The sequence below is a fragment of the Lampropedia hyalina DSM 16112 genome, from assembly GCF_900129055.1.
Taxonomy (GTDB): Bacteria; Pseudomonadota; Gammaproteobacteria; order Burkholderiales; family Burkholderiaceae_C; genus Lampropedia; species Lampropedia hyalina.
In genome coordinates this window covers 87,232-114,012 of sequence record NZ_FQUZ01000003.1, presented here as the reverse complement: position 1 = coordinate 114,012, position 26,781 = coordinate 87,232, and the positions used below count along the sequence as shown (strand labels likewise).

Here is a 26,781-nt window from a genome sequence, read left to right as displayed (position 1 = left end):
TCAATGCTTGGCGGCAGCGGCAATCCCCAGGCCGGTCTGCGCCTGAATGAACTGCCGGTCAAAGCCCTCGCGTTCGCGCTGCACACTGGCACTGCGATCGAGTCTGGAAACCACATAGCACACCAGGAACGCCAGCGGCATGGAGAACAGGGCTGGGTGGTCATACGGGAAGATGGCTTTTTCGTGCCCCAGCACGGTCTGCCAGACGGCGGGCGAGAGCACCACCAGCACCACGGCCACCACCAGGCCGCTCAGGCCGCCCCACAGCGCGCCGCGCGTGGTCAGGCCCTTCCAGGCAATTGCCAGAATCAGCACCGGAAAGTTGGACGATGCCGCCACGCCAAAGGCCAGCGCGGTCATGAAAGCGACGTTGATCTTCTCGAACAGCAGGCCCAGCACAATCGCCACCAGCCCGATGCACAGCGTAGCGATCTTGGAGATGCGGATTTCGCGCTCCTCGTTGGCCTTGCCCTTGTGCAGCACCATGGCATACAGGTCGTGCGAGATGGCCGAGGCCCCAGCCAGTGCCAGCCCGGAGACCACGGCCAGAATGGTCGCAAAGGCCACTGCCGACATGAAGCCCAGCATCAGGCTGCCGCCCACGGCATTGGCCAGGTGCATGATGGCCATGTTGCCGCCACCGAGCAAGGCCCCGCCAGTGTCGCCATCGACGAAGAAGCGGCCATCGGTCCCGACGATCACGATCGAGGCCATACCCATGGTGACGACGATCAGGAAGAAATAGCCGATGAAGCCGGTGGCATAGAACACCGAGCGGCGCGCTTCCTTGGCATTGGTGACGGTGAAGAAGCGCATCAGGATGTGCGGCAGGCCGGCAATGCCGAACATCATGCCCAGCGACAGCGAGATGGTGGAAACCGGGTCGGACAGCATGCGCCCCGGTTGCAGAATGGCCGCGCCGTCCTTGTGCGTGGCCGCCACGGTTTGCAGCATGGTGCTGAAGCTGAAATCGAAGTGGCGCATGGTCAGCAGCAACATCAGCGTACCGCCCAGCAGCAACAGCGTGGCCTTGATGATCTGCACCCAACTGGTGGCGATCATGCCGCCGAACATCACATACACCACCATCAGAATGCCGACGATGAACACGGCATACAGGTAATCGATGCCGAACAGCAACTGGATGAGCTGCCCCGCCCCGACGACCTGCACGATCATGTAGAACAGTACCACCGTCAGCGAACCCAGGGCGGTGAGGATGCGCATCCGGGTGGCATCCAACCGGTAGGAAACGATGTCTGCCACGGTGAAGCGGCCCAGGTTGCGCAGCCGCTCTGCCAACAGGAACAGCACAATCGGCCAGCCCACGAAAAAGCCCACCGCGAACGGCAAGGCATCGTAGCCCCGGAAGTAGGCAATGCTGGAGATGCCCAGCAGCGTGGCAGCCGACATGTAGTCACCCGCAATCGCCAGCCCGTTCTGGAAGCCGGTCAGGCCACCGCCCGCCGTATAGAAGTCCGAGGCACTGCGGGTGCGGCTGGCCGCCCACCAGGTGATGCCCAGGGTGATGCAGACAAACAGCAGGAACATCAGAATGGCCGTGCTGTTCAGCCCCTGCCCGCCTGCGGAAGGTGCGGCCACCGCTACGGGGGCAAAAACCGCCAGTGACAATGCCGTCCAGGGCCTGAAAGTGCCCACGACCATGCGCGGAATATGTGCAGTCATACGGATTCCTCCAGGATTTCGCGGCTGAGGCGGTCAAAGTGGCTGTTGGCACGCCAGGCGTACAGGCCCGTGGCCAGCCAGGACAGGACGATGATGATTGCGCCCAGCAGCCAGCCCAGGCCGATGATGGAATCGCCCACCACGGGAGCCGCCAGCCAGTCGGGGCGCAGAATGCCCACCATCAGGTAGCAGAAAAAACTGCCCAGTACGGCAGTGGTCAGCCCCCAGGCGAGGCGTTGCCGCGTCCGCACCAGCTCGGTCAGCTTGGGGTTGCGGTGAATCTTGCGTTGTTGTTCGTTCATGTTTGTCTCTCTCCGGCCTTGGATGGCGGGGAAGGCCGCGCCGCATCGCCACCGTGACGGATTGGGGCGGGCCTTTCGGTTTCTTGTCTGGATGAATGACACGCCCTAATCAGCGCACTGGCGTTGCAGCAAATCGAGCGCAACATCGACGATCATGTCCTCCTGACCGCCCACCATGCGCCGCCGCCCCAGCTCCACCAGAATGTCCACGGTCTTGAGGCCGTACTTGGCCGCTGCCGCTTCCGAATGGCGCAGGAAGCTGGAATAGACCCCGGCATAGCCCAGCGCGAGGGTTTCGCGGTCCACCCGCACCGGGCGATCCTGCAAGGGGCGCACGATGTCATCGGCCGCATCCATCAGCTTGTACAGATCGCAGCCGTGGTTCCAGCCCAGCCGTTCGGCAGCGGCAATGAACACTTCCAGCGGTGCATTGCCCGCCCCTGCGCCCATGCCCGCCAGACTGGCATCGACGCGGTCGCAGCCCTCCTCCACCGCAACGATGGAATTGGCCACGCCCAGACTGAGGTTGTGGTGGGCGTGGATACCGGTCTCGGTTTCAGGAAGGAGCACGTCCTTGAAGGCGCGGAATCGGTCGCGCACCTCGTTCATGTTCAGCGCGCCGCCGGAATCGACCACATAGCAGCAGGTCGCGCCGTAACCCTCCATCCGCTTGGCCTGTTGCGCCAGCTCCTGTGGGGTGGTCATGTGGCTCATCATCAGGAAGCCCACCGCTTCCATGCCCAGGTGGCGGGCATATTCGATGTGCTGCCTCGATACATCGGCCTCGGTGCAGTGCGTGGCCACGCGCACCACGCGCGCGCCCGCATCGTAGGCGGCCTTGAGGTCATGCACCGTGCCGATGCCGGGCAACAGCAGTGTGGTGATCTTCGCGCGCTTGACGACCGAGGCCACGGCCTCGATCCACTCCAGATCGGTGTGCGCCCCGAATCCATAGTTGAAGCTGCCGCCCTGCAAGCCGTCGCCGTGCGCTACCTCGATGGAATCGACTCCCGCCTCGTCGAGGGCACGGGCGATCTGGCGGGTCTGCTCCAGGCTGTACTGGTGGCGGATGGCGTGGCTGCCGTCGCGCAGGGTCACGTCGGAGATATACAGTTTCTTGCTCATCGGGTCTGCTCCTCAGGCTTGGGCAAGCATGCGCTGGGCCATGCTCTCGGCAGTGCGCAGGGCGGCACTGGTCATGATGTCGAGGTTGCCCGCGTAGGCAGGCAGGTAATGGGCCGCGCCTTCCACCTCCAGGAAAATGGAGGTTTTCAGGCCACTCATGCGCGGCCCCACGCCGGGAATGTGAATGGGACGATCCGGGCTGATGCGGTCGAACTGCACAGCTTGCTTGAGGCGGTAGCCGGGCACATACTGCTGCACGGCCTCGGCCTGGCGGGCCACGGATTCGGCAATCAGGGCTTCGTCCACCGGCTCGCTCAGGGTATAGACGGTGTCGCGCATCATCAGCGGCGGCTCGGCCGGGTTCAGGATGATGATGGCCTTGCCCTTGGCTGCGCCTCCCACCACTTCGATGGCCTTGGACGTAGTCTCGGTGAACTCGTCGATATTGGCGCGCGTGCCCGGCCCGGCAGACTTGCTGGAGATGCTGGCGATGATCTCGCCGTAGTGCACCTTGGCCACGCGGCTGACGGCGGCCACCATCGGAATGGTCGCCTGCCCGCCGCAGGTGACCATGTTCACATTGGTCGCATCCAGATGCGCCTGACCATTCACCACCGGAATGCAGTACGGGCCGATGGCCGCCGGGGTCAGGTCGATCACGCGGATGCCGGGCTTGAGACTGCGCAGAAAGGCATCGTTGCGCACATGCGCCCCGGCAGAAGTGGCATCGAAGACGAAGTCGATGTCCTGGAATACGTCCAGCCGCGCCAGCCCTTCCACGCCTTCGTGGGTAGTGGCGACGCCCAGCCGGGCGGCGCGGGCCAGCCCGTCGGAAGTGGGGTCGATGCCAACCATCGCACCCATTTCCAGGTGCTGGCCGTGGCGCAGGATTTTGATCATCAGATCGGTGCCGATGTTGCCGGGGCCGATGATGGCTGCCTTGAGTTTCTTCATGGGTCAGGTTCCTTGTGGATGGTCGAAAAGTACCCGCACACTGCCCAGGCCGGCAATGCGGGCTTCAAACTGGTCGCCGGGCTGCACCGCCACCATCGGCCCCAGCGCGCCGGTGAGTACGATGTCGCCCGCTTGCAGCGGCTCGCCCAGCGCGGCCAGCGTGCGCGCCAGCCACACCGCCGCATTGACGGGATGGCCCAGGCATTCCGCACCGCTGCCACTGGAGACCGGCTCGCCATTGCGCGTCATCTGCATGGTGGCTTCGCGCAGCTCCAGACTGTCGAGACGGCGCGCCGGGCCACCGAGCACGAACAGGCCGCTGGAGGCGTTGTCGGCCACGGTATCGGCAAAGCGGATGTCCCAGTCGCGCACCCGGCTGCCGACGATTTCCAGTGCGGGCAGCACCCAGCCGGTGGCCGCCAGCACCTCGGCAAAGCCGGTCTCGGGATGCGGCAGATCGCGCTCCAGCAGCAGGGCGATTTCCGCCTCGATCTTGGGTTGCAGCACGGCATGGAACGGCAGGGCCTGGTTGTCGCCCCAGGCCATGTCGGCAAACAGCACGCCAAAGTCGGGCTGATCGACCCCGAGTTGTGCCTGCACCCTGGGGTTGGTCAGGCCAATCTTGCGCCCCACGATGCGCCGCCCGCTGGCCTTGGCGTGTTCGGTGTTGATGCGCTGGATGGCGTAGGCGGCCGCGCCATTGGTGGGGCCGATGTGTTCGCGCAAGGGCGCAATGGGCTGGCCGGTGGCTTCGGCGTCGCGCAAGGCGCGCGCCCACTGCTCCAGTGTGTGCTCTGGTAGATGGGGGTTCATGCGGATTTCCTCGCAAGGGGAAGGGAAAAAGAAAGAAGCCGTGCCATGTCAGTGCTGCAAAAAGTCCAGCACCATGCGGTTGAAGCGCGGGGCGTGTTCCCACTGCGCCCAGTGGCCACAGTGGTTGAAGACGTGCAGTTCGGACTGGGGAATGCCTGCCACCAGGCGCAGGCCAGTGTCCATGGGCACGAATCGGTCGTTGCGGCCCCAGATGATGAGCGTGGGCGACTGGATGCTGCCCAGGCGCGGCCCGAAGTCGGGGAACTGGCGCGGGTTCGCTTCCAGGCTCTTGACGAAGTTTTCCAGGTGGTCGCGCCGCGCCAGCATGTTGTCCAGGCGGGTCTGGAACAGCTCCTCGGTCAGGTCGCTGCTGTCGAAGACGAACACTGCCATCATCTTCTTCAGGTTCTCGATGCTGGGGTCGCGGTACAGCCCTTGCAGCAGCTTGATGCCTTCGGTGGGCATGGGTGCGTAGGGGCTGACGCCGCCGGTGCCACCGCCCATCAGCACCAGTTTGCCCACGCGCTGCGGCTGTTGCAGGGCCAGTGCCACCGCGCTGTGCCCGCCCATCGAGTTGCCGAGAATGTGCACCTGCTCCAGCCCCAGCGATTCCAGCAGGCGATCGAGCACGCGAGCGTTCAAGTCGGAGCGCGAGCCGGTGCAGACGATGGAATCGCTCTTGCCCCAGCCGGGGCAGTCCATCAGGATGACGCGGTAGCCCGCATCCACCAGCGGCTGGATGTTGCGGTGGAAGTTGGCCCAACCGGTCGCGCCGGGGCCGGAGCCGTGCAGCATCACCACGGTCTGCGGCCCCTGGCCGATGTCGTTGTAGTGGATTTGCAGTTCCCGGCCTTCGTCCAGCAGGCGGGCGAAACGGCTGGTCGATGCTTCGGTGATGGTCAAGGGGGTCGTGGTCATTGTCTCTGCTTTCTGATAGGGTCGGTCAGTGGGGGAAAAGGATGCAGCGCGGCTTATGGAAACGCTGAATCATTCCGCCCGGCCGCTGCATCCCCCTCTCGGGCGGTCTGCTGCGTTGGCTTTTGGGGTCAATAGCACCACTATTGACCCCAAAAACCGCCTTGCAGCCCATCCCGACAGGGCGCGCGGCGACTCGGGCGGAATGAATCAGCGTTTCTTTATGCCACGGCCACACCGGTCTGGGTCTGCGCACCGATGGCCCCGAAACCGGCAATCCATTCGGGAATCGGACGGTAGTAGGGTGCGCGGGTTTCGTAGGCTCCAAAGCTGGAGAGCGCGGCGAAGGCTGCCACCCAGGTCTTGACCTCGTGGGTGGAACGTCCGGCCAGACGCGAGACCTCATCGTTGCGCAAGGCATCGAGTTCGGCGAAACGGCCCTGCGAGAGCAGCTCCATGAAGTGCCGATCCCATTGCGGGTTGAGCGGGTGCAGGCTGTGCTGGTCTTCGATGAAGCGCAGGGCGGCATGGATGACGCGCTGCTGGCGCGCCTCGCGCTCGGCGGGTGGCAGGTTGCGGCCACTGCCCAGCAGACGGTCGCGGATGTGCTCGTTCGCGGTGGCCAGTTCCGGCACGGGCGGCTGGTGCGACAGCCCGCCCGATCCGACAAACAGCACGCGCCGGTTCAGGCTGCGGGCAAAGCGTCCGATGGCCTCGCCCAGCACCCTGGCGCGGGCAAAGGTGGGCAGGGGCGCGGCCACGGCGTTGATGAACACCGGAATCACCGGACGGGCATCGATTGCGCCCAGCAGCTCATCGAGCGGCTGCGAAAAGCCATGATCGACCTGCATGGTGTAGGACATGGCCACGTCCACGCCGTCTTCCAGCAAGGCCTGCACGCAATCGCGCGCCAGCTCCTGAGGCACGTTCAGCGGCCCGGCCGGTGTGCCGAAGTCGCCGATGGCGTGGGCCTGCATGCCGATGCAGAACGGCGGCATGGTGTCGTAGAAGAAGCCGTTGAAGTGATCGGGCGAAAACAACACGACCAGTTCCGGGTCGAACGTGGCGATCCAGTCGCGGGCCTCGGCGATGGTCTGGCGCACTTCGTGCAGCACGTCTTGGGCGGGGTCCACATGGCCGACCAGGGGCGTGTGGGACAGGCATTGCAGGCGGGCGGTCATGGCTTGGGGTCTCCTTGGGGTATGGTGCAGGCACGCTGGTGTGCGGCTCTTTCGGGTTGGATCGGTGGCTGGCGTGCACAGTCGAGCACAGGCAAGGCCAGCGCGGCACTCTGCCGGTGGGTCTCGGCCACAAGCAGCGCAAATCGGCTGTGACAGCGATCTGTCAGGCTTCTGGCAGGTGGCGGCTGAGGTTGCGCAGGCTCTGCTGCGGGTCGGTCAGCACTTCAGCGGGCAGCCGGGCACGGCGGGCCATCAGTTCCTTGGCACTGCGCATGTCACGTCCCTGATTGATGGTGATGGCGGCGGTGAGCACCCCCTCGTCGTCCAGACCGAACAGCATGAACGGGGGCATTCCCGGTGTGCCGCGCACCAGCCAGTGCCGTGCGGCCATGTCGCCCGCAAACTGGATGTTCAAGTCGCACTGGTCGGTCCAGTACCACGGCACGGGGTCGGCGGGCGGCTCCAGCCCCAGCATGGCATGGGCTGCCACGCTGGCCTGATGGTTGGCGTTCTCCCAGGTTTCGCGCCGCAGGCCGCCCTGTGCGGCCACATCGCCTGCCGCATAAATGGATGGGTCGGAGCTGCGGCAGTGCGCATCCACGCAGATGCCGTTGTCCACAACCAGCCCGGCCTGCCGCGCCAGTGCCACATCGGGCTCGACCCCGATGCCGTAGACGATGGCATCGCCTTGCAGCCGCGTGCCGTCCTGCAAGGTCAGCACCAGCGTGTCGCCTTCGCGCGTGGCCGAGGCCAGCCGCGCATTCAGATGCAGTGCCACGCCCCGCGCCCGATGCACGTCGCACAGGTATTCGCTCAGCAGCGGCGGTGCGGTGCGGGCCATCGGCAACGCCGCCTGCTCCACCAGACTGACCTGTGCCCCCAGTTCCACGGCAGAAGATGCCAGCTCCAGTCCGATCACGCCGCCGCCGACCAGCAGAATGCGGCGACCCGGGCGCAACTCCTGGAGCAGTGCGCGGGCATCGTCGAGGGTGCGCAGGGTGTACACGCCCTGGCCCAGCGCGTCCAGCAGCGGCAGGCGGCGCACCGTGGCCCCGGTGGCCAGCAGCAGCCGGTCATAGTCCAGTGTGCTGCCATCGGACAGGGTGAGGCGGCGCGCGGCGGCATCAAGGGCCGTCACGCGCGTGCCCAGCCGCAGTTCCACCCGGTGCGTCTCATAGAAATCACTGGGGTGGATGGTGCAGCGGGTGCGCTCGGGCTGCAACAGCACGTCCTTGGATAGGGGTGGGCGTTCGTAGGGCGGGTGCGATTCGTCCCCGACCAGCACGATGCGACCGGCATAGCCCTTGAGCCGCAGTTGTGCCACTGCGCCGGCCCCGGCCTGCCCCGCACCCACGATCACGATGCTGGAAATGTCCATTCCGTTGTCTCCTGCCTGTTGGCTTTTTCGTTCTTTTTCTCTGTGGCCAGATGGCGCGCTCCACCCGTGTGCCATGCGCTGCCAGCGGCCGCTCTGCAAAAACCGGCCCGAAGGCTACAGCTCCAGCCCGCCCGCCACATGGCGGATGCCGCGAATCCCCAGCCCGGCATCGGCCTGGATCATCACGCCACTGAGCACCTGGTTGTTGGCACGGGATGCCAGCAACACATACGGCCCGGTGAAATCCGCCGCCTGCGGAAAAAACTGCAAAGGCAGGATGCTGGCAATCGCCTCGGGACTGCGCGAATCCATGATGCGCAAGTCACCCTGCCCCAGCGACACCGGCCCGCGCAGATCGCTGGCCATGCCGCAAGGCCCCACGCCATTGACGCGCACCTTGGGGGCCAGCTCGTAGGCCAGTTGCCGGATCAGGCCCACCGCCGCGTGCTTGCTGGCGGTGTACAGCGGCCCGCCACCACCGGGGTAGAACGCCGAGTTGGAGAGCGTGAAGATCATGTTGCCGCGCGACTCCAGCAGGGCAGGAGCCGCCGCCTTCGCGCCCAGCAGATAGCCCTTGAGGTTCACGGCAAACAGTTCGTCAAAGCCCTGCGCCAGAGCCTCGGGAGCGAGTTGCAGCAGGCTGGAGCCGTGATCCCAGATGGCGGCATTTCCCACAAAACCGTCCAGCTTGCCAAAGCGTTCGACCGCTGCGGCCACTGCGCGCTGGTTGTCGGCATACACCGTGACATCGCCCTGCACGGCCAGCACCGCATCGCCAAAACGCTGGCGCAATGCGTCCACCTTCTCGGGCACGCGCTCCAGCACGCTCACCTGCGCGCCCTCTTGCAGAAAACGCTCCACCAGTGCCAGCCCCAGACCCGAGCCGCCGCCCGTGACCAGAATGCTTTCGTCTTGCAGCCATCCCATTACACAGTCTCCGGCAATTCCACATAGATCGCCCCTTCTTCGACGACCACGGGATAGGTGCTGAGCGGATCGGTGGCTGGCTGGCACAGGGCCGCGCCGGTCTTCAGGCAGAAACGCGCCGCGTGCAGCGGGCATTCCACCGTGCCATCGTCCTCGATATAGCCTTCCGACATGGAGGCATTGCCGTGGCTGCACCGGTCGGTGACGGCATACAGGTCGCCACCGGAGCGGATGACGGCAATGGGGCTGAGGGGCGAGTCGATCTTGATGGCCTCGCCATCGGGCAGATCGCTTTCGGAACAGACGTGGATACGGGCCATGGTCAGAACAGAATGCTGAGGTTGTGGGAGGTGTACACCACCTGGTCGAGGGTGATGTGGCGGCGGCAGATATGCCAGCCCAGTGGCGTATCGACCTGGCGAATCCGGTCCTGGCGCATGCCGGCATACAGGGTTTCGTCCCGTTCCTTCTGGGTGCGGTAGAGGATGAAATTGAGCCGGATGTCGTATTCGCCCGCCTGTTCTCCGGGCCTGATGCGCACATTGGCCACGCTGTGGCGTGTGCGCGAAGGCGGCTCCTCTGCCCAGGCCATGCCGGTTTCCAGCCGGGCAATGCGGCGTTCGAGCTGCTGCTTGCTGTCGTTGAACACCCAGGTGGTGGGCGGCTGCACGCTGCGGCGGCGGTCGCGGGTCTGCGCGTTCACGGTGGTGCGCATGGTGTATTCGATGTCTTCCGACAGCAGGGCCAGCCAGTCGCGGAACTCCCAGTCGTCCAGCAGTTCGGCCTCGTGGTAAAGGAACTGGGTGATTTCGTGGTGCAGCTCCAGCGGCACGGCCAGCAGGGGGGGCAGGGATGCGGGGGTTTCGGCCACGGTGTTCATTTCAGCAGCTCCTCGGTGTATTGGCGGGTGCGCTGCTGCACTTCGTCCCAGGAGTCGGACAGCAGCAGATCGGCCCAGCGGCGGTACATGCCCCGCGCGGCGGTCTCGGAAAAAATGTAGTTGGTCACGCCGGGAATGCCGTCGCCGCGCTGGCGTTCCTGCCCCAGCCCCATTTCCAGGCACAGCCTGCTGCTGCGGGCACGCTTGCCGCGCAGTACCTTCTGCACCTCGATCCAGTTCTCCGAATCGTCCTGCTCCAGAAACCCGGCAGGCCCGAAGGCACGGGTGGCACTGCGCTCGAATGCCGCCTTCACCTCCGGCGACGCGGCCTTGTCGGCAATGCAGAAGGCCCACACCTCCACCTGATTGGGGCCGCGCGGATGCCACACCCGCAAGGTGGCCGTGCCATTGAGCCAGGACATGGTGGGAAACATATTGTTGTGCCCGGCCAGGCGCAGGGCGCGCACCTCGCCCAGCCGCTCCAGGGCCTCCGGGTAGGTATCGCGGAAATACTGCGACACCTCACCATCCACCCAGACGTTGGCATCGGGCTTCTCGGTGAAGAAAAAACCGCTGCCGTGGCCGTCCTGCCCGAATTGCAGCGCGTCCTTGGCGGTCTCCCAGACCGGGCGTGCCGTCTGCCCTGCCCCCAGGGCCTTGTCGGCGGCATCGTTGGCCTTGGCTCCCAGCACCTGCACCGCCGAGGCGTGGGTGTAGAGGGCGTGGTACTGGTCGCTGGCGAACTGCTCGGCCGGGAATTTCCAGTTGCACTCGATCACCCACTTGTGCACGCCGCCGATGATCTCGGTGCCCCCCTCGCGGCGATCCAGCACGCCATCGAGGTACCAGGCAATGTCGCCCATGTAGTCTTCCAGCGACGGTGCGGTGGCATCCCAGTTGCCGAACACCAGGCCTTTGTAGCTGGCCACACGGGTGACTTCCTGCAAGCCCCATTTCTCCTTGCACAGCCCCTGCGGATAGGCGCGCGATTCCAGCGGCACATCCACCAGCGCACCATTGACCCCGTACGACCAGCCGTGGTACGGGCAGGTGAAGGCACGGGTGTTGCCGGAGTCGGCAAAGCTCACGCGCATGGAGCGGTGGCGGCACTGGTTGAGGAAAGCCTTGATGGAGCCATCCTTCTGGCGCACCACCACGATCGGATCCTCACCCATATAGGTATTGAAAAAATCCCCCGCCTTCGGAATCTGGCTCTCGTGCACCAGAAACAGCCAGCAGCGGCCAAAAATGCGCTCCAGCTCCAGATCGTAAATGTCTGGGTCGGTGTAAATGGATGGCGTGACGCGGCCATGGCGTGCGTCCACCAAGGCATCGATGTCTTTGATCGTGCTTGCGGTCATGTCTTGTCTCCTGTTGGCGTAGGCTTCACACTTGAGTCATGTCAATGTGCTGGAGACGGATTTTCAGCAACGCAGGCGGCCCTGTAAAATACTTGTTTTCTCTGGATTAAGACGATAAAACGATCAATTACATTATGGAATTAAGACATCTGAAGTATTTTATTGCGGTTGCGAATGATTTAAGTTTCACCCGTGCAGCACAACGCCTGCACACCTCGCAACCCTCGCTGAGCCAACAGATCATCGGCCTGGAGGAGGAAGTGGGCTTCGCGCTGTTCCAGCGCACCAAGCGCAAAGTGGAACTGACCGAAGTCGGTCGAGTGTTCCTGGAAGAAGCCCGGCTGGTGCTGATGCAGGCCGACAACGCCCTGACGCGGGCACGCCAAGTGGGGCGGCACGGCGGCCTGCACCTCACCGTCGGTTTCGTGCCCTCGGCGGAAGTGCGGGTCTTCCCGTTCATCCTGCCGGAGTTGCGCATGCACTACCCCACGCTGGACATCATCCTGCACAGCCTCAACACCAGCGAACAGGAGCAGGCCCTGCTGCGCGGCGACATCGACGTGGCCTTCATGCGCCCCCCTGTGCATTCCAGCGAACTGGTCAGCAAGGTCGTCTATACCGAACCGCTGCGCCTGTTCCTGCCCGCCAGCCACCCGTTGGCCACCCTGCGGCGCATCCCGGCAAGGCTGCTCGATGGCGAGCCGCTGATCGCCACCGACCCGAACTTCTCCAGCCCGGTGCACGATCTGGTCGATGCCTTCCTGACGGGCCACGGGGTCACGCCCCTGGTCGTGCAGAAAGCCTCCAACATCCTGCTCAACGTCAATCTGGTGGGTGCGGGCATCGGCTACGCATTGCTGCCCGCCTACGCCGCCAACATGGCCAGCCACTCGGTCTGCATCCGCCAGTTCGAGGACGAACAACCCGAAATCGACCTGCTGATGGTGTACCGGCAGGACAGCCAGTCCAGCGTGCTGCAAACCCTGCTGCAACTGGTGTTCCCGGACGAACTCGGCCACAGCCGCTTCCTGCACCAGCACACCACCACATACTGAAGGCGGCCCCCTTGCCCATGCGGCAGTACCGGACAGCAGGGCGGGCTGCATCGATCTCTGCGACAATGCCCGGCATGAATCCCGACATCATCCAGAACATCCTCATCATGGCCTTGCCGGTGCTGCTGGCCATCACCATTCACGAGGCCGCGCATGGCTATGCGGCACGGCACTTCGGCGACAACACCGCCCAGATGCTGGGGCGCATCACGCTCAACCCGCTCAAGCACATCGACCCCATCGGCACCATCGTCATTCCACTGGTGCTGTACTTTGCCACCAGTGGCGCGTTCATGTTCGGCTATGCCAAGCCCGTGCCCATCAACACCCGCAACCTCAAGAACCCCAGGCGCGACATGATCTGGATCGCGCTGGCCGGGCCGGCTTCCAACATCGCCCAGGCCATCATCTGGACGCTGCTGCTGGGCCTGCTGCTGGCAATGGGCATCCGGGAGACCTTCTTCATGGGCATGGTGAGCGCGGGCATCGTCATCAATCTGGTGCTGGCCGTGCTCAACCTGTTTCCGCTGCCGCCACTGGATGGTGGGCGCATTGCCGTGGGGCTGCTGCCCTACAAGCCCGCCAGCTTCCTGGCGCGGCTGGAGCCTTACGGATTCTTCATCATCATGGGCCTGCTGCTGATGGGCATTCTCGATCGCTTCTGGCTGCGCCCGCTGGTCGATCTGGGCAAGGCCATCCTGCTGCAACCGCTGGCCTGGCTGCTGGGCTGAACCCCATCGGCCTCCTCTCTTTTCTTCCCCTTCTCTCGCCATGACCATTCGCTACCTCACCGGCATCACCCCTTCGGGAACCCCGCACCTGGGCAACTACGCCGGAGCCATCCGGCCCGCCGTGCGCGCCCAGTCCGCCACGGACGTGGACAACTTCTACTTCCTGGCCGATCTGCACAGCCTCATCAAGGCACAGAACCCCGAGCAGACCCACACCTCCACACTGGAAATTGCCGCTTCCTGGCTGGCCTGCGGCCTCGACCCGGCCAAAGTCACGTTCTACCGCCAGAGCGACATCCCGGAAATCCCGCAACTGAGCTGGCTGCTGACCTGCGTCACCGGCAAGGGCCTGCTCAACCGCGCCCATGCCTACAAGGCCGCCGTGGACAAGAACACCGCCAGCGGCAGCGAACCCGACGATGGCGTGACCGCCGGACTGTTCATGTACCCGGTGCTGATGGCCGCCGACATCATGCTGTTCCAGGCCCATCGCGTGCCCGTGGGGCGCGACCAGATTCAGCACGTCGAAATGGCACGCGACATGGCCGCCAGCTTCAACCACCTCTACGGCAACGGCCAGGAACTGCTGGTGCCGCCCGAAGCGGTCATCGATGAAAACGTCGCCACCCTGCCGGGGCTGGATGGCCGCAAGATGAGCAAGAGCTACCACAACACCATCCCGCTGTTCGTGCCGCGCGAGCAACTGCGCAAGCTCATTCAAGGCATCACCACCGACTCACGCGCACCCGGCCAAGCCAAGGACACCGAAGGCAGTGCCCTGTTCCAGCTCTACCAGGCATTCGCCAGCGACGCAGAAACCGCCGCCATGCGCCAAGCCTTCGCCGATGGCATTGGCTGGGGGGATGCCAAGCAGCAACTGTTCGAGCGCGTCGAGCAGGAAATCGCCCCGCTGCGCGAACGCTACAACGCCCTGATGGCCGACCCCGCCGCCATCGAGCACATCCTCCAGCAGGGAGCCGAACGCGCACGCGCCATTGCCGTGCCCTACCTCGCCGAACTGCGCCACGCCGTGGGCCTGCGCAAGCTGACGCACAGCCACAGTGCCGACCACGCCCCCGCGCCAGAACACCCCGCTGCCGAAGAGCCACCGCAGATCAAGCAATACCGCGAGAGCGACGGCCAGTTCTACTTCAAGCTCACCAGTGCCAAGGGCCAACTGCTGCTGCAAAGCAAGGCCTACGCCACAGGCCGCGAGGCAGGCGATGCCGTCAAAGCCCTCAAGACCCAGGGCGCGGCCGCCCTGTCCGCACTCGCCACGCAACTGGAACCACACAGCGACGACGACACGCTGGCACAGGCCCTGCACCAACTGGTGCAAAGCCACGCCGACAAGAAGGGCTGAGCATCACAAGGTCACGGCCCATCGCCTGACGAAAAAGCCTCGCCCGTGGCATAGAACTGGCCACCGGCCACATAGTGCAGGCTGCGCCATTGCGGCCCGGCTGTCTCGAAATGCCAGTGCCCATGGGCAAACACGCGGGTATCGGCCCATGCGCCTGTCACCTCGCCAATGAAAAGATCGTAGGCTTGCTGGTTGTGCGGCTCGGGCACCAGTCGGCAAGCCAGCCAGGCCGAACAGCCTTGCACAAACGGCAAAGTGCTTTCCGGCATCCCAACCAAGCCCACACCTGCCCGCTGCAATTTATCGGGTTGTTGGTGCAGGCTGTGGGTGCCCACCGCATGCACCATTTGCATCTGGGCCAGCGTTGGCACCTGAACGACCCACTGACTGCTTTGCTCCACCAGTTCACGCGTGCGGGTACTTTTATCCAGCACTACCGTCAATTTGGGCGGCGCAAAGTCCAGCGCGCAAGCCCAGGATGCGGCCATCACATCCACCACTGCATCGTGGCTGGCAGACACCAAAACCGTCGGGCCATGATTGATCAGCCGATAGGCTTTCTCCAGTTCAACGGCCGCGATGTATGCCGCCTGCGGATTCGTCGTGTCTTGCGTCATGTCTGCAAATTACAGCAGCGATGCCGCGTTATCCAGCACATAATCGCAAGCCTTTTCCTTGATGTTGTCTTGAATACCGCCCAGGTTGAACGATTGGCCATCACCGCCCGACAGAATGCCGCTCAGGCCGCTGGCATAAGACGTATCTTTCTCAGGTTCGGCCTTGCCCAAACCCGCTTTACTCAAAAGACTGTCCTTGATGGTGCTGACATTCGCCTTCTTCAGGTAATTGTTCTTCACGCAATACTCCAGCACCCCAGCCACATTACCCGCCGAGCCGCTGGCAATGCTGGGCAGGCCCAGACCACTCAATGCAGAAGCACTCAAGGCACCTGACGCGGAACCACCCAAAGCACCGCCCAGCAAACCAGCACCTGCGCCAGCGGCCCCCAAACCACTCGCCTTCGAGCCGGACGATGTCAGCCCGGTGGATTCTTTGCCGGTCAGTTTCTGCAAGGCATTGGTGGCCGCATCATTTGGCGTCTGAGCCTGCCCGGTCACGGCTTGCGCACCCGCCGCTGCCGCAGCAGCCGTGCCAGCCGTCTGATTTTCTGCAGAAGTTGCCAGCTCCGAATTCGCCCTGGCCTTGAGCTTGTCGGCCAGCGAATCCCCTGCCGCATGCGCAGCCATGCCTGTTGCCACACAAACAGCCAAAGTACCCAAAGCGATGGATGGACGGGACACTCGAACCATAGAAACCTCCTGTGAAAAACCTTGAAAATATGGCTTGAAAGCACATTCACATGCACGTGCATTGAAAACCAACCACGCGGCATCAAAGTCTATACCCGCAAACGCTTGGCTCGTGTGCTTCCTGCAAGAATCCCGCCCACAACAAAGCGGGTTCCCTCTCACGACGGCGCAAGCACCATCAAATTGCCCATCATGCCCAGGTCTTCGTGTTCGAGGATGTGGCAGTGGAACATGCGCAGGCCGATGTGTTTTTGCACCATCCGAAAGCGCACGGTTTCCCCGGCTCGGACGTTGATGGTGTCGCGCCAGGCCAGCAGTGGCTCGGGGGTGCGCTGGCCTTGGAACTCGCGCTCCACCACCTGAAACGGTTCGCCATGCACATGGAAGGGGTGATCCATGCCCATGCCCGAGAGATTGGTGACTTGCCACTGCTCGACCTGCCCTTGCCGGGCGGTGATGTCGGTGCGGTTCATGTCGTAAATCTGGCCGTTGAGCATGAGGTACAGGCCTTGCGGACGCGCATACGGGGTGTTGCCGCTGTTGTTGCGCATCACGTCCATGTCCATCAACTCGGTCATGAAGATGGTGTGGAACGCCTGGGGTTCGCCCAGCGCGGTGATGGTGCGCAGGGTGTCGGGAACCGGGCGCAATTCTGGTTGCCTGGCAAATGTGAGGCTGGCCAGTGGCTGATCGCTCTGGCGGTTGCGCCCACCGGCTCCCCGGTCGTAGGCAGCATTGCGCAGCTCGGTGCTGCCGCCGCCTTCGGGCGGGTGGACGATGATTTCTGCGCGCTGTGCGGGGGTGAGCAGCAGCTCGGTCAGGCCATGCACGGGCTGTTGCAGCAGGCCGCCATCGGTTCCCACCAGGGTGAAGGGCTGGCCACCCAGCGTCAGGCGCAGGTAGCGGGCGTTGCAGGCGTTCCAGATGCGCCAGCGTTGCGTGCCATCGACGTGGATGTGCGGGCGGTATTCGCCGTTGATGAGGGTGAATTGCCCTTCGCGCCCGAACATCCAGTCGCGCCGGGTGTTGGGCGGGATGTTGCCATCGTCGGCCAGCCGCAGATCGGTGATGAACAGGTGCTGTTCGGGCAGGTGCGCCAGTGGGTCGTTGGCGGGACGTACGATGAATGGCCCGGCCAGTCCGTGCGAGACTTGCTCGCTGGTCATCTCGTGCGGATGCGGGTGGTACCAGTTGGTGCTGGCCGAGTCGGACGGCAGCGTGTAGCGGTACTGGCGGCTGGCTCCGGGCAAGACGATGTCGGGCGGGTTGCCATCCTGGTCGGGCGGCGTGGCCACGCCATGCCAGTGGACGGTGGATTCCTGCGCGAGGTGGTTCTCGAACTGGATTTCGACGGTATCGCCTTCGGTCACGTCCACCAATGGGCCGGGGATGCTGTGGTTGTAGCACCAGACGGTGGTGGAGTGGCCGGGAACCCAGTCGCGCTGTTCGGGTTGCGCCCGCAAGGTGGCGACAAACTTGCCACGCTCTTTGCTGGTGTTGGCCAGCTTCTGCAAAGGCGGCAGTGGGCGGCCCGTGGGCAGCACGGAAGCATCCGCCAACTGGCTGGAGCCGGTGTAGGCAGGCGTTGCCGCACGGCTGCTGCTGTGGCCGTGATTGGCCATCTGCATACCGCGCGGTCGGTTGCCACCGGCTGACCCTGCCCCTGCGTTCTGGGCTGTGGCGGATGCGGGTGCGGCGTTGTGGTTGTGCTGCGCGTACAGCGTGGCGGGCACGGCCAGCCCGGCGGCGGCCCCCAGACGCAGGAAGGCACGCCTTGGCTGGTTGGTTTGGCGGTTCTGATCGTTCATGTGGCCACCTTGCTCAGAACGTGCCACGCAAGGTCACGCGGAAGCTGCGCGGTGCACCGTAGAAGTTGCCCGTGGAAGTCGAGCCGGTTGTCATGAAGTATTTTTTGTCGAACAGGTTGTCCACGTTCAGGGCCAGTTGCCAGTCTTTGGCAATCTGGTGTTGCGCAAACAGGCTGTACACCGCACGCCCGGAACTGAAGAAGTCATACGGTACGGCAGGGCCGGTGTAGTCTTGCGTGGCTTCATTCCAGGTTCTGACGGTGCCGCTGCTGAATGCCTTGGATTGGGCCTTGATGCCACCGCCCACACGCCAACCGCTGGCCGCGCCACTCAGGCGGTAGCTGCTCCACAGACGCAGCGTATGGCGGGGCGTGAAGCTGGCATAGCGATTGCCATCTTCTGAACCGTATTCCGATTGATTGTCATCGAACGTGTAGCCTGCATTGACCTGCCAGCTCGGCGTGATGGCACCGCTGACATCGATTTCCACCCCGCGTGAACTCTGTGCGTCGGCCCCGACGTAGCAGCAATAATGACCTTCTTCGTCGAAATTGGCATCGTTGTAGAGCCGGGTTGCCACGTTATCGCGCTGCATGTCGTAGAAGGTGATGTTGGTGTTGAGCCGACCATCCATCAGTTCACCCTTCAGGCCCAGTTCATAGCTGCGGCTTTTGGCCTCGGACATGGGTTCATAGGCGGGCGTGTAGTAGTCGCTCTGATCCTGAATGCCTCGCGCCGTGGTGAAACAGGCCGTCCATTGCGGGGCAACATCCACCATCAATGCGGTATAGGGTGTGAACGTGCCGGTGGTTCTTTGGTGTCCCGTCACGACATCAGAGATATGGATTTGATCGACCTTGTAGTTGGAGTAGCTCCCGCCCAGCACCAGCCTGACGGGGCCATGAAGCTGGAATTTTCCGTAGCCATACAGCTTCTGGTCGGTGATGTCATTGTTCCACCCTTGGCGGGCCGACCAGGCAGGCAGCGTGAATGGAGCGGAGGGGTCCCATGTGGCCCAATCGATTCTGGCAACCGTGCCATAAGGCCCACGGTCGTTGTAGTTCTTGGTTTTTCGGTAGTCGCCGCCCACCACAAAGCTGTGGCTGCGGTCGAGCCAGTTGAAATCACCACTGAGGTTGAAATCCAGCGTATTGACACGGTTTTCGGTATTGCCCCCCCACATGGCCAGTGTCGATCCCGTCGTCATGCCGGGTGTCACTGCACCCTGGTAGCGGGAAATCCGCAGATCGGTCAGGCTTTCCGTATGTACCGCGCTCAGCTTGAGCTTCCAGTTATTCTCCAGTTGGTGCTGGAGCGATGCGAAATAGCTCTCCGAATCCGTATTGCGGTGGTCATACAGCGTCGTGCCCATGCTGCGCGGTATCGGCAGCGGATCGCCATTGGTGTAGCGCGGCAGGCCAGGGTTGCTGATGCCGCCGGTGCCCCATTGACGGGTTTTGCTGGCCCCCAGGGTCACGGTGCTGCGCGGGGCCAGGTCCACATCCACCACGCCATAAAACTGCGAGCGTTTGCTTTCGGCGTTGTCCCAGAACTGCTCCTTGTCGTTGTAGGAAGCCACCACACGCCCACGGATGCTGCCACTGGCATTGAGCGGGCTGCTGATGTCCATTTCGCCCAGGTAATTGCTCCATGAACCGGCAGACAGTGCGGCCTTGGCCTGGAAGCCTTGGGTCGGACGCTTGCGCGTCAGGTTGATACTGGCACCCGGCAACCCCTGGCCGGAGAACAGTGCATCCGGCCCGCGCAGCAACTGCACGTTGTCGTACATGGCCAGGCTGGTATTGACGGAGCTGTCCATGCCGTCATGCCCACCCACAATGCTGCCGTCCACCAAAATCTTCTGGATGGTAAAACCGCGTGCGGTATAGGTAGCCGCACTGAAATGGTCTGCTGGGGAGATGGTCACACCGGGCAGTTGCTCCAGCGCGTCCTCCAGGGTCGTGATGCCCTGATCGTCCAGTTGCGTGCGCGTGATGGTGGAAATGGAGCGCGGCACTTCACGCAGAGACTGCTCGACCTTGCCCCCTACAGTGACGGCCTCGGGTGTGTACAAACCGGTGTTTTCCGTCTGCCCTGGCAAATGCGCCGACAGTACGGTCACCTGCGGCAAGACAGCCACGCTCCGGTTATCGGCAGGCAAGTGCGCAGCAGCATGGGATTGCGCTGCATCGGCCAGCCCCAGCTCGATGACTCCCTGCGCGGCTTGCACCACCACAATACCGCTGCCTTGCAGCAATCGATCCAAGGCATCACGCGGGTTGTAGCTGCCGCGCAATGCCGGGGCCTGTTTGCCTGCCAGCCACGCGCTGTCATACACCAGGTGCATGCGTGCCGGTGCCTTTTCGCTGAAGGTGCGCAATGCCGCTGCCAGTGGCTGGGCGGGCATGTCGAATTCCATGATGGGGCTGTGCTGCGCATGGCCATCCGGCATTGCTTGTGCGCGTGCGTCATGAACCGACAAGGACAGGGCCAGCACGCCCAGTACCGCCGCCGCAACCCTCGAAACCCCACCCTCCGGCAGCACAGGCCACGCCGAAACTTTTTCATTTTTTCTGTGTAATGGCACAGCAATTTCCTTGAATTCCACAGGAACAGACATTCCTGCATGTGCATGAAACCACTGGCTGGCTGGAACTGGAGCGGCAGAAGCCCTCGATCTGGCTGGCTGTTGAACGGGAACACTGCCGTCACAGGCAGCTCCCGGAATGAAATTATAAACTTCTAATATTTATAAAAGTTATTTGCATTCATCAAAAAATCAATAAGGCAATCTTCTCATCTCCCATCGCATGCAATCAATCCCTTGACACAATCGCCCCTGGTTTGTAGAAAGCATTGATTGCAACCGCCACCTGCCTCCCGCTCTGTGGGGAAGGTGGCCTCTCACCCATCCGAAAGGCCCATCGTGTCCCAACACCAATTCCTCAAATCCATGCTGGGCATCCACCTTCCCGTCATCCAGGCACCGATGGCAGGGGTGCAGGATGCCCGTCTGGCCATTGCCGTCAGCGAAGCGGGCGGGCTGGGTTCCCTGCCTGCGGCCCAGTTCAGCTTGCCGGAGCTGGAGCAGCAACTGCGCCTGCTCCAGCAGGGCACGGACAAGCCCTACAACGTCAATTGCTTCTGCCATGCCCAACCCGTGCCCGACGCGCAGCAGCAAGCCGACTGGCTGGCGCATTTGCAGCCCTACTTCGATGAATACGGCATCGATGCCAGCGCGCTGCTGCCGCTGCAACCGGCACGCCAGCCCTTCAATGCCGACGTGGCCGACACACTGGCGGCCTTTCGCCCACCGGTGGTGAGTTTCCATTTCGGCCTGCCCGATGCCAAACTGCTGGAGTATGTGAAAAGCTGGGATGCCATCGTGCTGTCGTCGGCCACCACGGTGGAAGAAGGGCTGTGGCTGGAGGCGCACGGGGCCGATGCCGTCATCGCCCAGGGGCTGGAAGCCGGAGGGCACAGGGGGCACTTTCTGTCGGACGACCTGAGTCTGCAAACGGGCACGTTCGCGCTGGTTCCACTGCTGGCCAAGCATTTGCAGGTTCCGGTGATTGCCGCCGGTGGCGTGGCAGGCCGCCACACGGCTCGCGCCGCACTGGCACTGGGTGCAGCGGGCGTGCAGGCAGGCACGGCCTATCTGCTGGCGCACGAAGCCACCACCAGCGCATTGCACCGCCAGGCCCTGCAAGGTGAAGGAGCGCACCACACGGCCCTGACGCGCACACTGACCGGCCGCCCGGCACGGGGACTGGTGAACCGCCTCATGGCCGATCTGGCGGCCGTGCAGTCAAAGGCTCCGGCCTTCCCGCTGGCGGGCAGTGCCCTGACGCGCCTGCGCCAGCAGGCCGAGGCCGTCGGCAAGACCGACTTCTCGCCGCTGTGGTCGGGGCAGAACAACCAGGATTTGCTCCAGCAACCCGCCGCAGACATTACCATCTACCTCGGTGCGGGCGTGGAACCCGATCAGGATTGAACCCGCACCGGCGACACAAGGATGACCACACCATGAGCGACCGAATCCGCGCCGGACGACCGGCCCCCGCACCGCGCAACAGCACCCTGCCCTGGCTGGCCCTGGGCGTGGCCACCCTCGCACTGGCAGGCGGTGCATGGTGGTTCTGGCAGCAATACGATGTCGTGCCCAAGTCCAGCTCCGCAGATGCCACCAGCCATGCGGCCCTGGTGCAGTCGGGCGAACTCTCCGAAGGCCAGGGCGACCTGCTGGAAAACACTCCGACCGAGCCGGAAAACCTGATCGAGCCACCCGCCGAACCCGACGAACTGCCGCCATTGAATGAAGCCGAACCCGTGGTGCGCGAAGCCATCGTGGGCTGGCTGGGGAAGAAGCCCACCTACGACTTCGTGCAGAGCAACGACTTCGTGCGCCGCTTCGTGGCAACGGTGGACAACCTGCCGCGCAACTCGGCCCCCATCAGCCGCTGGCCGGTCAATCCCACACTGCCACGCTTTGAAGTGGAGGACGATGCCGCCGGGCAGGACACGGTGATTGCCGCTGCCAATGCCACCCGCTACCGGCCCGCTGTGGTGTTTGCCCAGTCCGTGGACATGGCGCAGGCGGCCAGCCACTACCGTCGCTATTACCCGCTGTTCCAGCAGGCATACGAAGACCTGGGCTACCCCGGCAAGTATTTCAACGACCGGCTGATTACCGTCATCGACCACCTGCTGCGCACCCCCGAAGCGGACTTCGCCAAAGTGCATCTGGTAGAGGTCAAGGGCGAACACGCATCGCGCCAGCCCTGGGTGCGCTACGAATTCGCCGATCCCAAGCTCGAATCGCTGTCTGCCGGGCAAAAAGTGCTGGTGCGCATCGGCGCAGACAATGCCCGTGTCATCAAGACGCAATTGCGCCGCTTCCGCGACGAAATCGCCACTAGCGTACCAGCGGCTGGCACACCAGCCCCGGCATCCACCCCTTGACTCCCGCTGGCAGACGTGGCCTAGCGGCTACTGGCAAAATCCAGTACGAGGCCCGACTGCTGGCTGGCAAAGCGGCTGAGAAGCGTGAAGAATTCGCCCTCGCCCTTGGTGTCCTGCCAGTGCGCACCATCGAACCTGAAGTGAAAGCCCCCTGCCTTGGCCGCCAGCCAGATTTCGTGCAGGGGCTTTTGCTGGTTCACGACGATCTGTGAACCATTCGGGAACACAATCGTCACCATGCCGCCCACCCGTTGGGCATCCAGGTCGGCATCGGTTTCATCGTTGATGCGGTCACACGATTGCTCTACCGACAACAGCAGTGCATCGGCGTGATCCAAGTATTCCAAGTCTGTCATTACAATCTGCCCATGTTGAAAATCTACCGAATTCTAATCCTGACCGCCGTTTCCGGCAGTGCCCTGTTGCTGGCCACCGGTTGCGGCCAGCGTGGCCCGCTGTATCTGCCGGAAGAAGCCAGTCCGCCCAGGCTGGTCGAACCCGCCCAATCTCCCGACGCTGCCACCCAACAAGCCCCGGCAACCGGCTCTGCTTCCTGACGGCCCGCCCTCTTTTTTTCCGCCCTCCCTCCATGACATCCTCTGCTGCGCCCGCCATTCCAGGGCATCCTTTTTTTGCGTACCGTGACGGCCAGTTGTTCGCCGGAGACGTATCCGTGGCCCAGCTGGCCGCGCAATACGGCACACCGCTGTTCGTGTACTCACAGGCTGCCATGCGCCACGCCCTCGATGGCTACCGGCGCGGTTTTGCGGGCCATCAGGTCAAGATTCACTACGCGGTCAAGGCCAACTCCAACCTGGCCATCCTGCAATTCTTCGCCCGCGAAGGCTGCGGCTTCGACATCGTATCGCTGGGCGAGCTGCAACGGGTGCTGGCCGCCGGGGCCAGGCCAGAGGACGTGGTGTTCTCCGGCGTGGGCAAGACCCGCCACGAAATGCGCGTGGCCCTGACGCATGGCATCGGCTGCTTCAATGTCGAGAGTGTGCCTGAACTGCATGTGCTCAACCAGGTCGCCGGTGAGCTGGGCGTACAGGCCCCCATCAGTCTGCGGGTCAATCCCGATGTCGATCCGCAGACACACCCCTACATCTCCACCGGGCTGAAGGGCAACAAGTTCGGCATCTCCCACCAGGATGCCGTGGCCACCTTCGCACTGGCGGCCAGCCTGCCACATCTGCGCGTGCGGGGCATCGACAGCCACATCGGTTCGCAGATCACCACCGAAGCCCCGTTTCTGGACGCGCTGGATCGGCTGCTGGACATCGTCGAGCAGGTGGAAGCCGCAGGCATTCCCATCCACCACATCGACTGCGGCGGCGGACTGGGCATCCACTACAGCGACCAGCTTCCTCCGGCCACCGAAACCCTGTGGCAAAAAATGTTCGCCAAGGCGCAGGCCCGGGGCTTTGCCGACCGCGCCTTCATGGTGGAGCCGGGGCGTTCGCTGGTGGGCAATGCCGGTATCTGCCTCACCGAAGTGCTGTACCTCAAGCCCGGTGAGGAAAAGAACTTCTGCATCGTCGATGCCGCCATGAACGACCTGCCCCGCCCGGCCATGTACGAAGCCTTCCACGCCATCGTGCCTGTGCAGCAGGCCAGCGAGGCCGATGCCACAGCGGCCGTGGTGTACGACGTCGTCGGCCCCGTCTGCGAAAGCGGCGACTGGCTGGGACGCGACCGCGCCCTGCATGTGGCCCCCGGCGACTGGCTGGCCGTCTGCTCCGCTGGTGCCTACTGCATGAGCATGGCCAGCCAGTACAACACCCGCCCCAAGGCCACCGAAATCCTGGTCGATGGCAGCACCGCACACTGCATCCGCCAGCGTGACGACTTCGCCGCCCTGGTGGCGGGGGAAATCCTGCTCTGACCGGTACCCACCACCACTGCCATGCCTGACAGCCCATTGCCCACGTTCCACAAGGTCAGCAACCGCACTGCGGCGGCATCCCCTCCTCCCACCGCCGCCACGGGTGTGGGCATTCTGCTGTGCAACCTGGGCACGCCCGACGCACCCACGCCGCGCGCGGTACGCCGCTATCTGGCGCAGTTTCTCAGCGACCCACGCGTGGTGGAGCTGCCTGCGCTGCTCTGGAAGCCGGTATTGCACGGCATCATCCTGCGCACCCGGCCACGGGCCTCGGCGCGCAAATACCAGCAGGTCTGGACGGAGCAAGGCTCGCCCCTGCTGGCCTACACCCTGCGCCAGGCCAGCCTGCTGCAAGAGCGGCTGCATGCCGCAGGCCAGCACCACATCAGCGTGGTGGCGGCCATGCGCTATGGCTCTCCCGGCCTGTCCGAGCAACTCGATGCGCTGCACCAGCGTGGCATCCGGCGTGTGCTGATCCTGCCGCTGTACCCACAATATTCGTCTACCACCACCGCCAGCGTGCTCGATGCCCTGGGCCATTGGTGTAGCCAGCAACGCGACCTGCCGGAGGTGCGCTGGACTACCGGCTACGCCGAAAACCCCCACTACATCGAGGCACTGGCCCACAGCGTGCGCAGCCACTGGCAGGCACATGGCAGGCCGCAGAAGCTGGTCATGAGCTACCACGGCATCCCCCAGCGCAACATCCATCTGGGCGATCCCTACCAGATACAGTGCCGCCACACCTCGCAACAACTCGCGCAAAAGCTGGGCCTGAGTCCGAATGCCTGGGAAATGACCTTCCAGTCGCGCTTCGGCCCCGCCCAGTGGCTGCAACCCTACACCCAGCCCACCCTGGAAGAACAGGCCCGCAACGGCCTGCACAGCGTTGATGTCATCTGCCCCGGCTTTGCCAGCGACTGCCTGGAAACGCTGGAAGAAATCAACATGGAAGTGCGCGAAGCCTTCCTCGCCAACGGCGGCAAGACCTTCGGCTACATCCCCTGCCTGAACGACCAGAGCCAGTGGATCAATGCGCTGCAACGCATCGTGGAAGGCCAACTGGGCGGCTGGCTGGAATGACTGGTCTGGGAGGAAGATCGGTCAAAAACGATTGCCACCGCAACGCACATCGGTGACTGCGGGGAGGTAAAGGCCCGCATCATCCTGGTAGGCGGTCGCGCTCCAGACGGCCCGCACGGTGGCACGGGCCACCACTTCGGTGGCCATGGCCGAGAGCGTCAGCATACCCGGATGCTGGGCCACTTTGCCGGTGGCCAATGCGAACAGGGTGTCGCCATCCGACATGGTGTGAACCGGGCTGATGCTGCGCGCCAGTCCATCGTGTGCCACCGTGGCCAAACGCTGTGCCTGGGACTTGCTCAGCACCGCATCCGTGGCCACCGCACCAATCGTGGTATTGCTGCCTTGCAAAATGGCTACCGGTGACTCGCCCCGCAGCAAAGCCTGATGGGTATTGCGCAGCACATGGCCGGTAGGACTGGTGCGCGCTCCGGCCACGACCGAGCCGGTGCCGGGATGAATGACATCGCCCAGGGCATTGCAGGCAATCACGGCGGCCACGGTCACGCCCTGCACCGTCAGGGACGCAGAGCCAATGCCACCGCGCATGGCACAAGGCATGCCAAAGACCTTCCCGACACTCGCGCCGCTGCCAGCACCCACCGAGCCACAGGTCAGTGGGGTTTTGCCTGCCTGCTGGCAGGCGGTATAGCCCTGGCGGGCACCGGGGCGAATGCCGGGGTCGCCCACCAGCAGGTCGAACAGCACGGCGGCGGGCACAATCGGAACCCGCGCCACACCCACGTCCAGGCCAATGCGCTGCTCATCGAGCCATTGCATGACACCGCTGGCGGCATCCAGCCCCCAGGCACTGCCTCCGCACAACGCAATGGCATGGACACGTTCGACCAGATTGGCTGGCGAAAGCAGATCGGTCTCGCGGGTGCCCGGAGCCGCACCACGCACGTCCACCCCGGCCACGGCCCCGTCTCGGGCAATCAGCACCGTACAACCGGTGGGGCCATGCGGTTGTGTGCAATGCCCAGCCTCGATGCCCATCACCTGGGTGATGCAGCCCCAGCGGTCGGCATCGGCTTGCCACGAAGGCCACGAGTCCGGCAT

26 protein-coding genes are annotated in these 26,781 nt (G+C 63.9%); 8 read left to right on the top strand and 18 right to left on the bottom strand.

Annotated features, from left to right (window positions below; translation table 11 throughout):
- The 12 genes from BUE21_RS02050 to hcaE all read right to left on the bottom strand — a co-directional run bounded on the left by BUE21_RS02050 (nucleotide 1) and on the right by hcaE (nucleotide 11,522).
- Nucleotides 1-1,686: a cation/acetate symporter gene (locus tag BUE21_RS02050; RefSeq protein ID WP_268767816.1), complete on the bottom strand. Its 1,686-nt coding sequence runs from the start codon at nucleotides 1,684-1,686 to the stop codon at nucleotides 1-3.
- Entirely contained in the window at nucleotides 1,683-1,988 is a 306-nt protein-coding gene (locus BUE21_RS02045; RefSeq protein ID WP_073354127.1) for a DUF485 domain-containing protein, read from the bottom strand. The genes BUE21_RS02050 and BUE21_RS02045 overlap by 4 nt, the downstream gene beginning before the upstream one ends.
- Nucleotides 1,989-2,093: 105 nt before the next feature.
- A complete protein-coding gene (dmpG, locus tag BUE21_RS02040; protein ID WP_073354125.1) occupies nucleotides 2,094-3,113 on the bottom strand; it encodes a 4-hydroxy-2-oxovalerate aldolase in 1,020 nt (339 codons plus the stop codon).
- Between the two features lie 12 nt (nucleotides 3,114-3,125).
- Complete coding sequence (locus BUE21_RS02035; RefSeq protein WP_073354122.1) at nucleotides 3,126-4,067, bottom strand: acetaldehyde dehydrogenase (acetylating); 942 nt, start codon at nucleotides 4,065-4,067, stop codon at nucleotides 3,126-3,128.
- A gap of 3 nt (nucleotides 4,068-4,070) precedes the next feature.
- Nucleotides 4,071-4,880, bottom strand: coding sequence for a 2-keto-4-pentenoate hydratase (gene mhpD, locus BUE21_RS02030; protein WP_073354119.1), 810 nt, complete (start codon nucleotides 4,878-4,880; stop codon nucleotides 4,071-4,073).
- Nucleotides 4,881-4,928: 48 nt separating this feature from the next.
- Complete coding sequence (locus BUE21_RS02025; RefSeq protein ID WP_073354117.1) at nucleotides 4,929-5,798, bottom strand: alpha/beta fold hydrolase; 870 nt, start codon at nucleotides 5,796-5,798, stop codon at nucleotides 4,929-4,931.
- Between the two features lie 218 nt (nucleotides 5,799-6,016).
- Nucleotides 6,017-6,976, bottom strand: coding sequence for a 3-carboxyethylcatechol 2,3-dioxygenase (locus BUE21_RS02020; protein WP_073354116.1), 960 nt, complete (start codon nucleotides 6,974-6,976; stop codon nucleotides 6,017-6,019).
- Nucleotides 6,977-7,139: 163 nt separating this feature from the next.
- Entirely contained in the window at nucleotides 7,140-8,354 is a 1,215-nt protein-coding gene (gene hcaD, locus BUE21_RS02015; RefSeq protein WP_073354212.1) for a 3-phenylpropionate/cinnamic acid dioxygenase ferredoxin--NAD(+) reductase subunit, read from the bottom strand.
- Between the two features lie 114 nt (nucleotides 8,355-8,468).
- Nucleotides 8,469-9,281, bottom strand: a complete 813-nt coding sequence (gene hcaB, locus BUE21_RS02010) for a 3-phenylpropionate-dihydrodiol/cinnamic acid-dihydrodiol dehydrogenase (protein ID WP_073354113.1) — start codon at nucleotides 9,279-9,281, stop codon at nucleotides 8,469-8,471.
- Nucleotides 9,281-9,601: a 3-phenylpropionate/cinnamic acid dioxygenase ferredoxin subunit gene (gene hcaC / locus BUE21_RS02005; protein WP_073354110.1), complete on the bottom strand. Its 321-nt coding sequence runs from the start codon at nucleotides 9,599-9,601 to the stop codon at nucleotides 9,281-9,283. The genes hcaB and hcaC overlap by 1 nt, the downstream gene beginning before the upstream one ends.
- A 2-nt stretch (nucleotides 9,602-9,603) precedes the next feature.
- The gene (gene hcaF / locus BUE21_RS02000; protein ID WP_073354107.1) at nucleotides 9,604-10,161 is read right to left on the bottom strand and encodes a 3-phenylpropionate/cinnamic acid dioxygenase subunit beta; all 558 of its coding nucleotides are present in this window, start codon (nucleotides 10,159-10,161) and stop codon (nucleotides 9,604-9,606) included.
- A complete protein-coding gene (hcaE, locus tag BUE21_RS01995) occupies nucleotides 10,158-11,522 on the bottom strand; it encodes a 3-phenylpropionate/cinnamic acid dioxygenase subunit alpha (RefSeq protein WP_073354105.1) in 1,365 nt (454 codons plus the stop codon). The genes hcaF and hcaE overlap by 4 nt, the downstream gene beginning before the upstream one ends.
- Nucleotides 11,523-11,656: 134 nt before the next feature.
- On the opposite strand from hcaE, the gene BUE21_RS01990 reads away from it, so the two are divergent.
- The 3 genes from BUE21_RS01990 (at nucleotide 11,657) to BUE21_RS01980 (ending at nucleotide 14,671) form a co-directional block, all read left to right on the top strand.
- Nucleotides 11,657-12,577 (top strand): LysR substrate-binding domain-containing protein, encoded by a 921-nt coding sequence (locus BUE21_RS01990; protein ID WP_073354102.1) that lies wholly within the window; start codon nucleotides 11,657-11,659, stop codon nucleotides 12,575-12,577.
- Between the two features lie 65 nt (nucleotides 12,578-12,642).
- On the top strand, nucleotides 12,643-13,308 hold the full coding sequence (locus BUE21_RS01985) for a site-2 protease family protein (RefSeq protein ID WP_073354099.1): 666 nt from the start codon (nucleotides 12,643-12,645) through the stop codon (nucleotides 13,306-13,308).
- A 40-nt stretch (nucleotides 13,309-13,348) separates the two neighbouring features.
- Complete coding sequence (locus tag BUE21_RS01980) at nucleotides 13,349-14,671, top strand: tryptophan--tRNA ligase (protein WP_073354098.1); 1,323 nt, start codon at nucleotides 13,349-13,351, stop codon at nucleotides 14,669-14,671.
- Nucleotides 14,672-14,682: 11 nt separating this feature from the next.
- On the opposite strand, the gene BUE21_RS01975 is transcribed toward BUE21_RS01980, so the two are convergent.
- The 4 genes from BUE21_RS01975 to BUE21_RS01960 form a co-directional block, all read right to left on the bottom strand.
- Nucleotides 14,683-15,288: a flavin reductase family protein gene (locus tag BUE21_RS01975; RefSeq protein ID WP_073354096.1), complete on the bottom strand. Its 606-nt coding sequence runs from the start codon at nucleotides 15,286-15,288 to the stop codon at nucleotides 14,683-14,685.
- Nucleotides 15,289-15,297: 9 nt separating this feature from the next.
- Nucleotides 15,298-15,981, bottom strand: a complete 684-nt coding sequence (locus BUE21_RS01970; RefSeq protein ID WP_234971019.1) for a DUF2501 domain-containing protein — start codon at nucleotides 15,979-15,981, stop codon at nucleotides 15,298-15,300.
- Nucleotides 15,982-16,139: 158 nt separating this feature from the next.
- Complete coding sequence (locus BUE21_RS01965) at nucleotides 16,140-17,789, bottom strand: multicopper oxidase family protein (RefSeq protein ID WP_073354093.1); 1,650 nt, start codon at nucleotides 17,787-17,789, stop codon at nucleotides 16,140-16,142.
- Nucleotides 17,790-17,802: 13 nt separating this feature from the next.
- Nucleotides 17,803-20,241 carry a TonB-dependent siderophore receptor gene (locus BUE21_RS01960; protein WP_073354090.1) on the bottom strand — a complete coding sequence of 813 codons (2,439 nt, stop codon included), beginning with the start codon at nucleotides 20,239-20,241 and terminating at the stop codon, nucleotides 17,803-17,805.
- 501 nt (nucleotides 20,242-20,742) lie between these two features.
- Here BUE21_RS01960 and BUE21_RS01955 point away from each other — a divergent pair.
- Both BUE21_RS01955 and BUE21_RS01950 read left to right on the top strand, forming a co-directional pair.
- Nucleotides 20,743-21,783, top strand: a complete 1,041-nt coding sequence (locus tag BUE21_RS01955) for an NAD(P)H-dependent flavin oxidoreductase (RefSeq protein WP_073354088.1) — start codon at nucleotides 20,743-20,745, stop codon at nucleotides 21,781-21,783.
- 32 nt (nucleotides 21,784-21,815) lie between these two features.
- A complete protein-coding gene (locus BUE21_RS01950; protein ID WP_073354086.1) occupies nucleotides 21,816-22,751 on the top strand; it encodes a DUF3014 domain-containing protein in 936 nt (311 codons plus the stop codon).
- Nucleotides 22,752-22,771: 20 nt separating this feature from the next.
- Here the strand turns inward: BUE21_RS01950 and cyaY are convergent, their stop codons facing one another.
- Complete coding sequence (gene cyaY / locus BUE21_RS01945) at nucleotides 22,772-23,107, bottom strand: iron donor protein CyaY (protein WP_073354084.1); 336 nt, start codon at nucleotides 23,105-23,107, stop codon at nucleotides 22,772-22,774.
- 12 nt (nucleotides 23,108-23,119) lie between these two features.
- Here cyaY and lptM point away from each other — a divergent pair, with 12 nt between their 5' ends.
- Genes lptM through hemH form a run of 3 tightly spaced genes read left to right on the top strand, consistent with a single transcriptional unit; the run spans nucleotide 23,120 to nucleotide 25,719 of the window.
- Entirely contained in the window at nucleotides 23,120-23,308 is a 189-nt protein-coding gene (gene lptM / locus BUE21_RS01940; protein ID WP_073354081.1) for an LPS translocon maturation chaperone LptM, read from the top strand.
- Between the two features lie 32 nt (nucleotides 23,309-23,340).
- Nucleotides 23,341-24,636, top strand: a complete 1,296-nt coding sequence (gene lysA / locus BUE21_RS01935; RefSeq protein WP_073354078.1) for a diaminopimelate decarboxylase — start codon at nucleotides 23,341-23,343, stop codon at nucleotides 24,634-24,636.
- Nucleotides 24,637-24,657: 21 nt separating this feature from the next.
- The gene (hemH, locus tag BUE21_RS01930) at nucleotides 24,658-25,719 is read left to right on the top strand and encodes a ferrochelatase (RefSeq protein ID WP_073354076.1); all 1,062 of its coding nucleotides are present in this window, start codon (nucleotides 24,658-24,660) and stop codon (nucleotides 25,717-25,719) included.
- Nucleotides 25,720-25,740: 21 nt separating this feature from the next.
- Here hemH and BUE21_RS01925 read toward each other — a convergent pair whose 3' ends face one another.
- On the bottom strand, nucleotides 25,741-26,781 hold the full coding sequence (locus BUE21_RS01925; protein ID WP_073354073.1) for a P1 family peptidase: 1,041 nt from the start codon (nucleotides 26,779-26,781) through the stop codon (nucleotides 25,741-25,743).

Coding starts and splice junctions, on each gene's coding strand:
- BUE21_RS02050 (WP_268767816.1), bottom strand. CDS start 1,686: ATGACTGCACATATTCCGCGCATGGTCGTGGGCACTTTCAGGCCCTGG.
- BUE21_RS02045 (WP_073354127.1), bottom strand. CDS start 1,988: ATGAACGAACAACAACGCAAGATTCACCGCAACCCCAAGCTGACCGAG.
- dmpG (WP_073354125.1), bottom strand. CDS start 3,113: ATGAGCAAGAAACTGTATATCTCCGACGTGACCCTGCGCGACGGCAGC.
- BUE21_RS02035 (WP_073354122.1), bottom strand. CDS start 4,067: ATGAAGAAACTCAAGGCAGCCATCATCGGCCCCGGCAACATCGGCACC.
- mhpD (WP_073354119.1), bottom strand. CDS start 4,880: ATGAACCCCCATCTACCAGAGCACACACTGGAGCAGTGGGCGCGCGCC.
- BUE21_RS02025 (WP_073354117.1), bottom strand. CDS start 5,798: ATGACCACGACCCCCTTGACCATCACCGAAGCATCGACCAGCCGTTTC.
- BUE21_RS02020 (WP_073354116.1), bottom strand. CDS start 6,976: ATGACCGCCCGCCTGCAATGCCTGTCCCACACGCCCCTGGTCGGCCAT.
- hcaD (WP_073354212.1), bottom strand. CDS start 8,354: ATGGACATTTCCAGCATCGTGATCGTGGGTGCGGGGCAGGCCGGGGCC.
- hcaB (WP_073354113.1), bottom strand. CDS start 9,281: ATGGGATGGCTGCAAGACGAAAGCATTCTGGTCACGGGCGGCGGCTCG.
- hcaC (WP_073354110.1), bottom strand. CDS start 9,601: ATGGCCCGTATCCACGTCTGTTCCGAAAGCGATCTGCCCGATGGCGAG.
- hcaF (WP_073354107.1), bottom strand. CDS start 10,161: ATGAACACCGTGGCCGAAACCCCCGCATCCCTGCCCCCCCTGCTGGCC.
- hcaE (WP_073354105.1), bottom strand. CDS start 11,522: ATGACCGCAAGCACGATCAAAGACATCGATGCCTTGGTGGACGCACGC.
- BUE21_RS01990 (WP_073354102.1), top strand. CDS start 11,657: ATGGAATTAAGACATCTGAAGTATTTTATTGCGGTTGCGAATGATTTA.
- BUE21_RS01985 (WP_073354099.1), top strand. CDS start 12,643: ATGCCCGGCATGAATCCCGACATCATCCAGAACATCCTCATCATGGCC.
- BUE21_RS01980 (WP_073354098.1), top strand. CDS start 13,349: ATGACCATTCGCTACCTCACCGGCATCACCCCTTCGGGAACCCCGCAC.
- BUE21_RS01975 (WP_073354096.1), bottom strand. CDS start 15,288: ATGACGCAAGACACGACGAATCCGCAGGCGGCATACATCGCGGCCGTT.
- BUE21_RS01970 (WP_234971019.1), bottom strand. CDS start 15,981: ATGGTTCGAGTGTCCCGTCCATCCATCGCTTTGGGTACTTTGGCTGTT.
- BUE21_RS01965 (WP_073354093.1), bottom strand. CDS start 17,789: ATGAACGATCAGAACCGCCAAACCAACCAGCCAAGGCGTGCCTTCCTG.
- BUE21_RS01960 (WP_073354090.1), bottom strand. CDS start 20,241: ATGCCGGATGGCCATGCGCAGCACAGCCCCATCATGGAATTCGACATG.
- BUE21_RS01955 (WP_073354088.1), top strand. CDS start 20,743: ATGCTGGGCATCCACCTTCCCGTCATCCAGGCACCGATGGCAGGGGTG.
- BUE21_RS01950 (WP_073354086.1), top strand. CDS start 21,816: ATGAGCGACCGAATCCGCGCCGGACGACCGGCCCCCGCACCGCGCAAC.
- cyaY (WP_073354084.1), bottom strand. CDS start 23,107: ATGACAGACTTGGAATACTTGGATCACGCCGATGCACTGCTGTTGTCG.
- lptM (WP_073354081.1), top strand. CDS start 23,120: ATGTTGAAAATCTACCGAATTCTAATCCTGACCGCCGTTTCCGGCAGT.
- lysA (WP_073354078.1), top strand. CDS start 23,341: ATGACATCCTCTGCTGCGCCCGCCATTCCAGGGCATCCTTTTTTTGCG.
- hemH (WP_073354076.1), top strand. CDS start 24,658: ATGCCTGACAGCCCATTGCCCACGTTCCACAAGGTCAGCAACCGCACT.
- BUE21_RS01925 (WP_073354073.1), bottom strand. CDS start 26,781: ATGCCGGACTCGTGGCCTTCGTGGCAAGCCGATGCCGACCGCTGGGGC.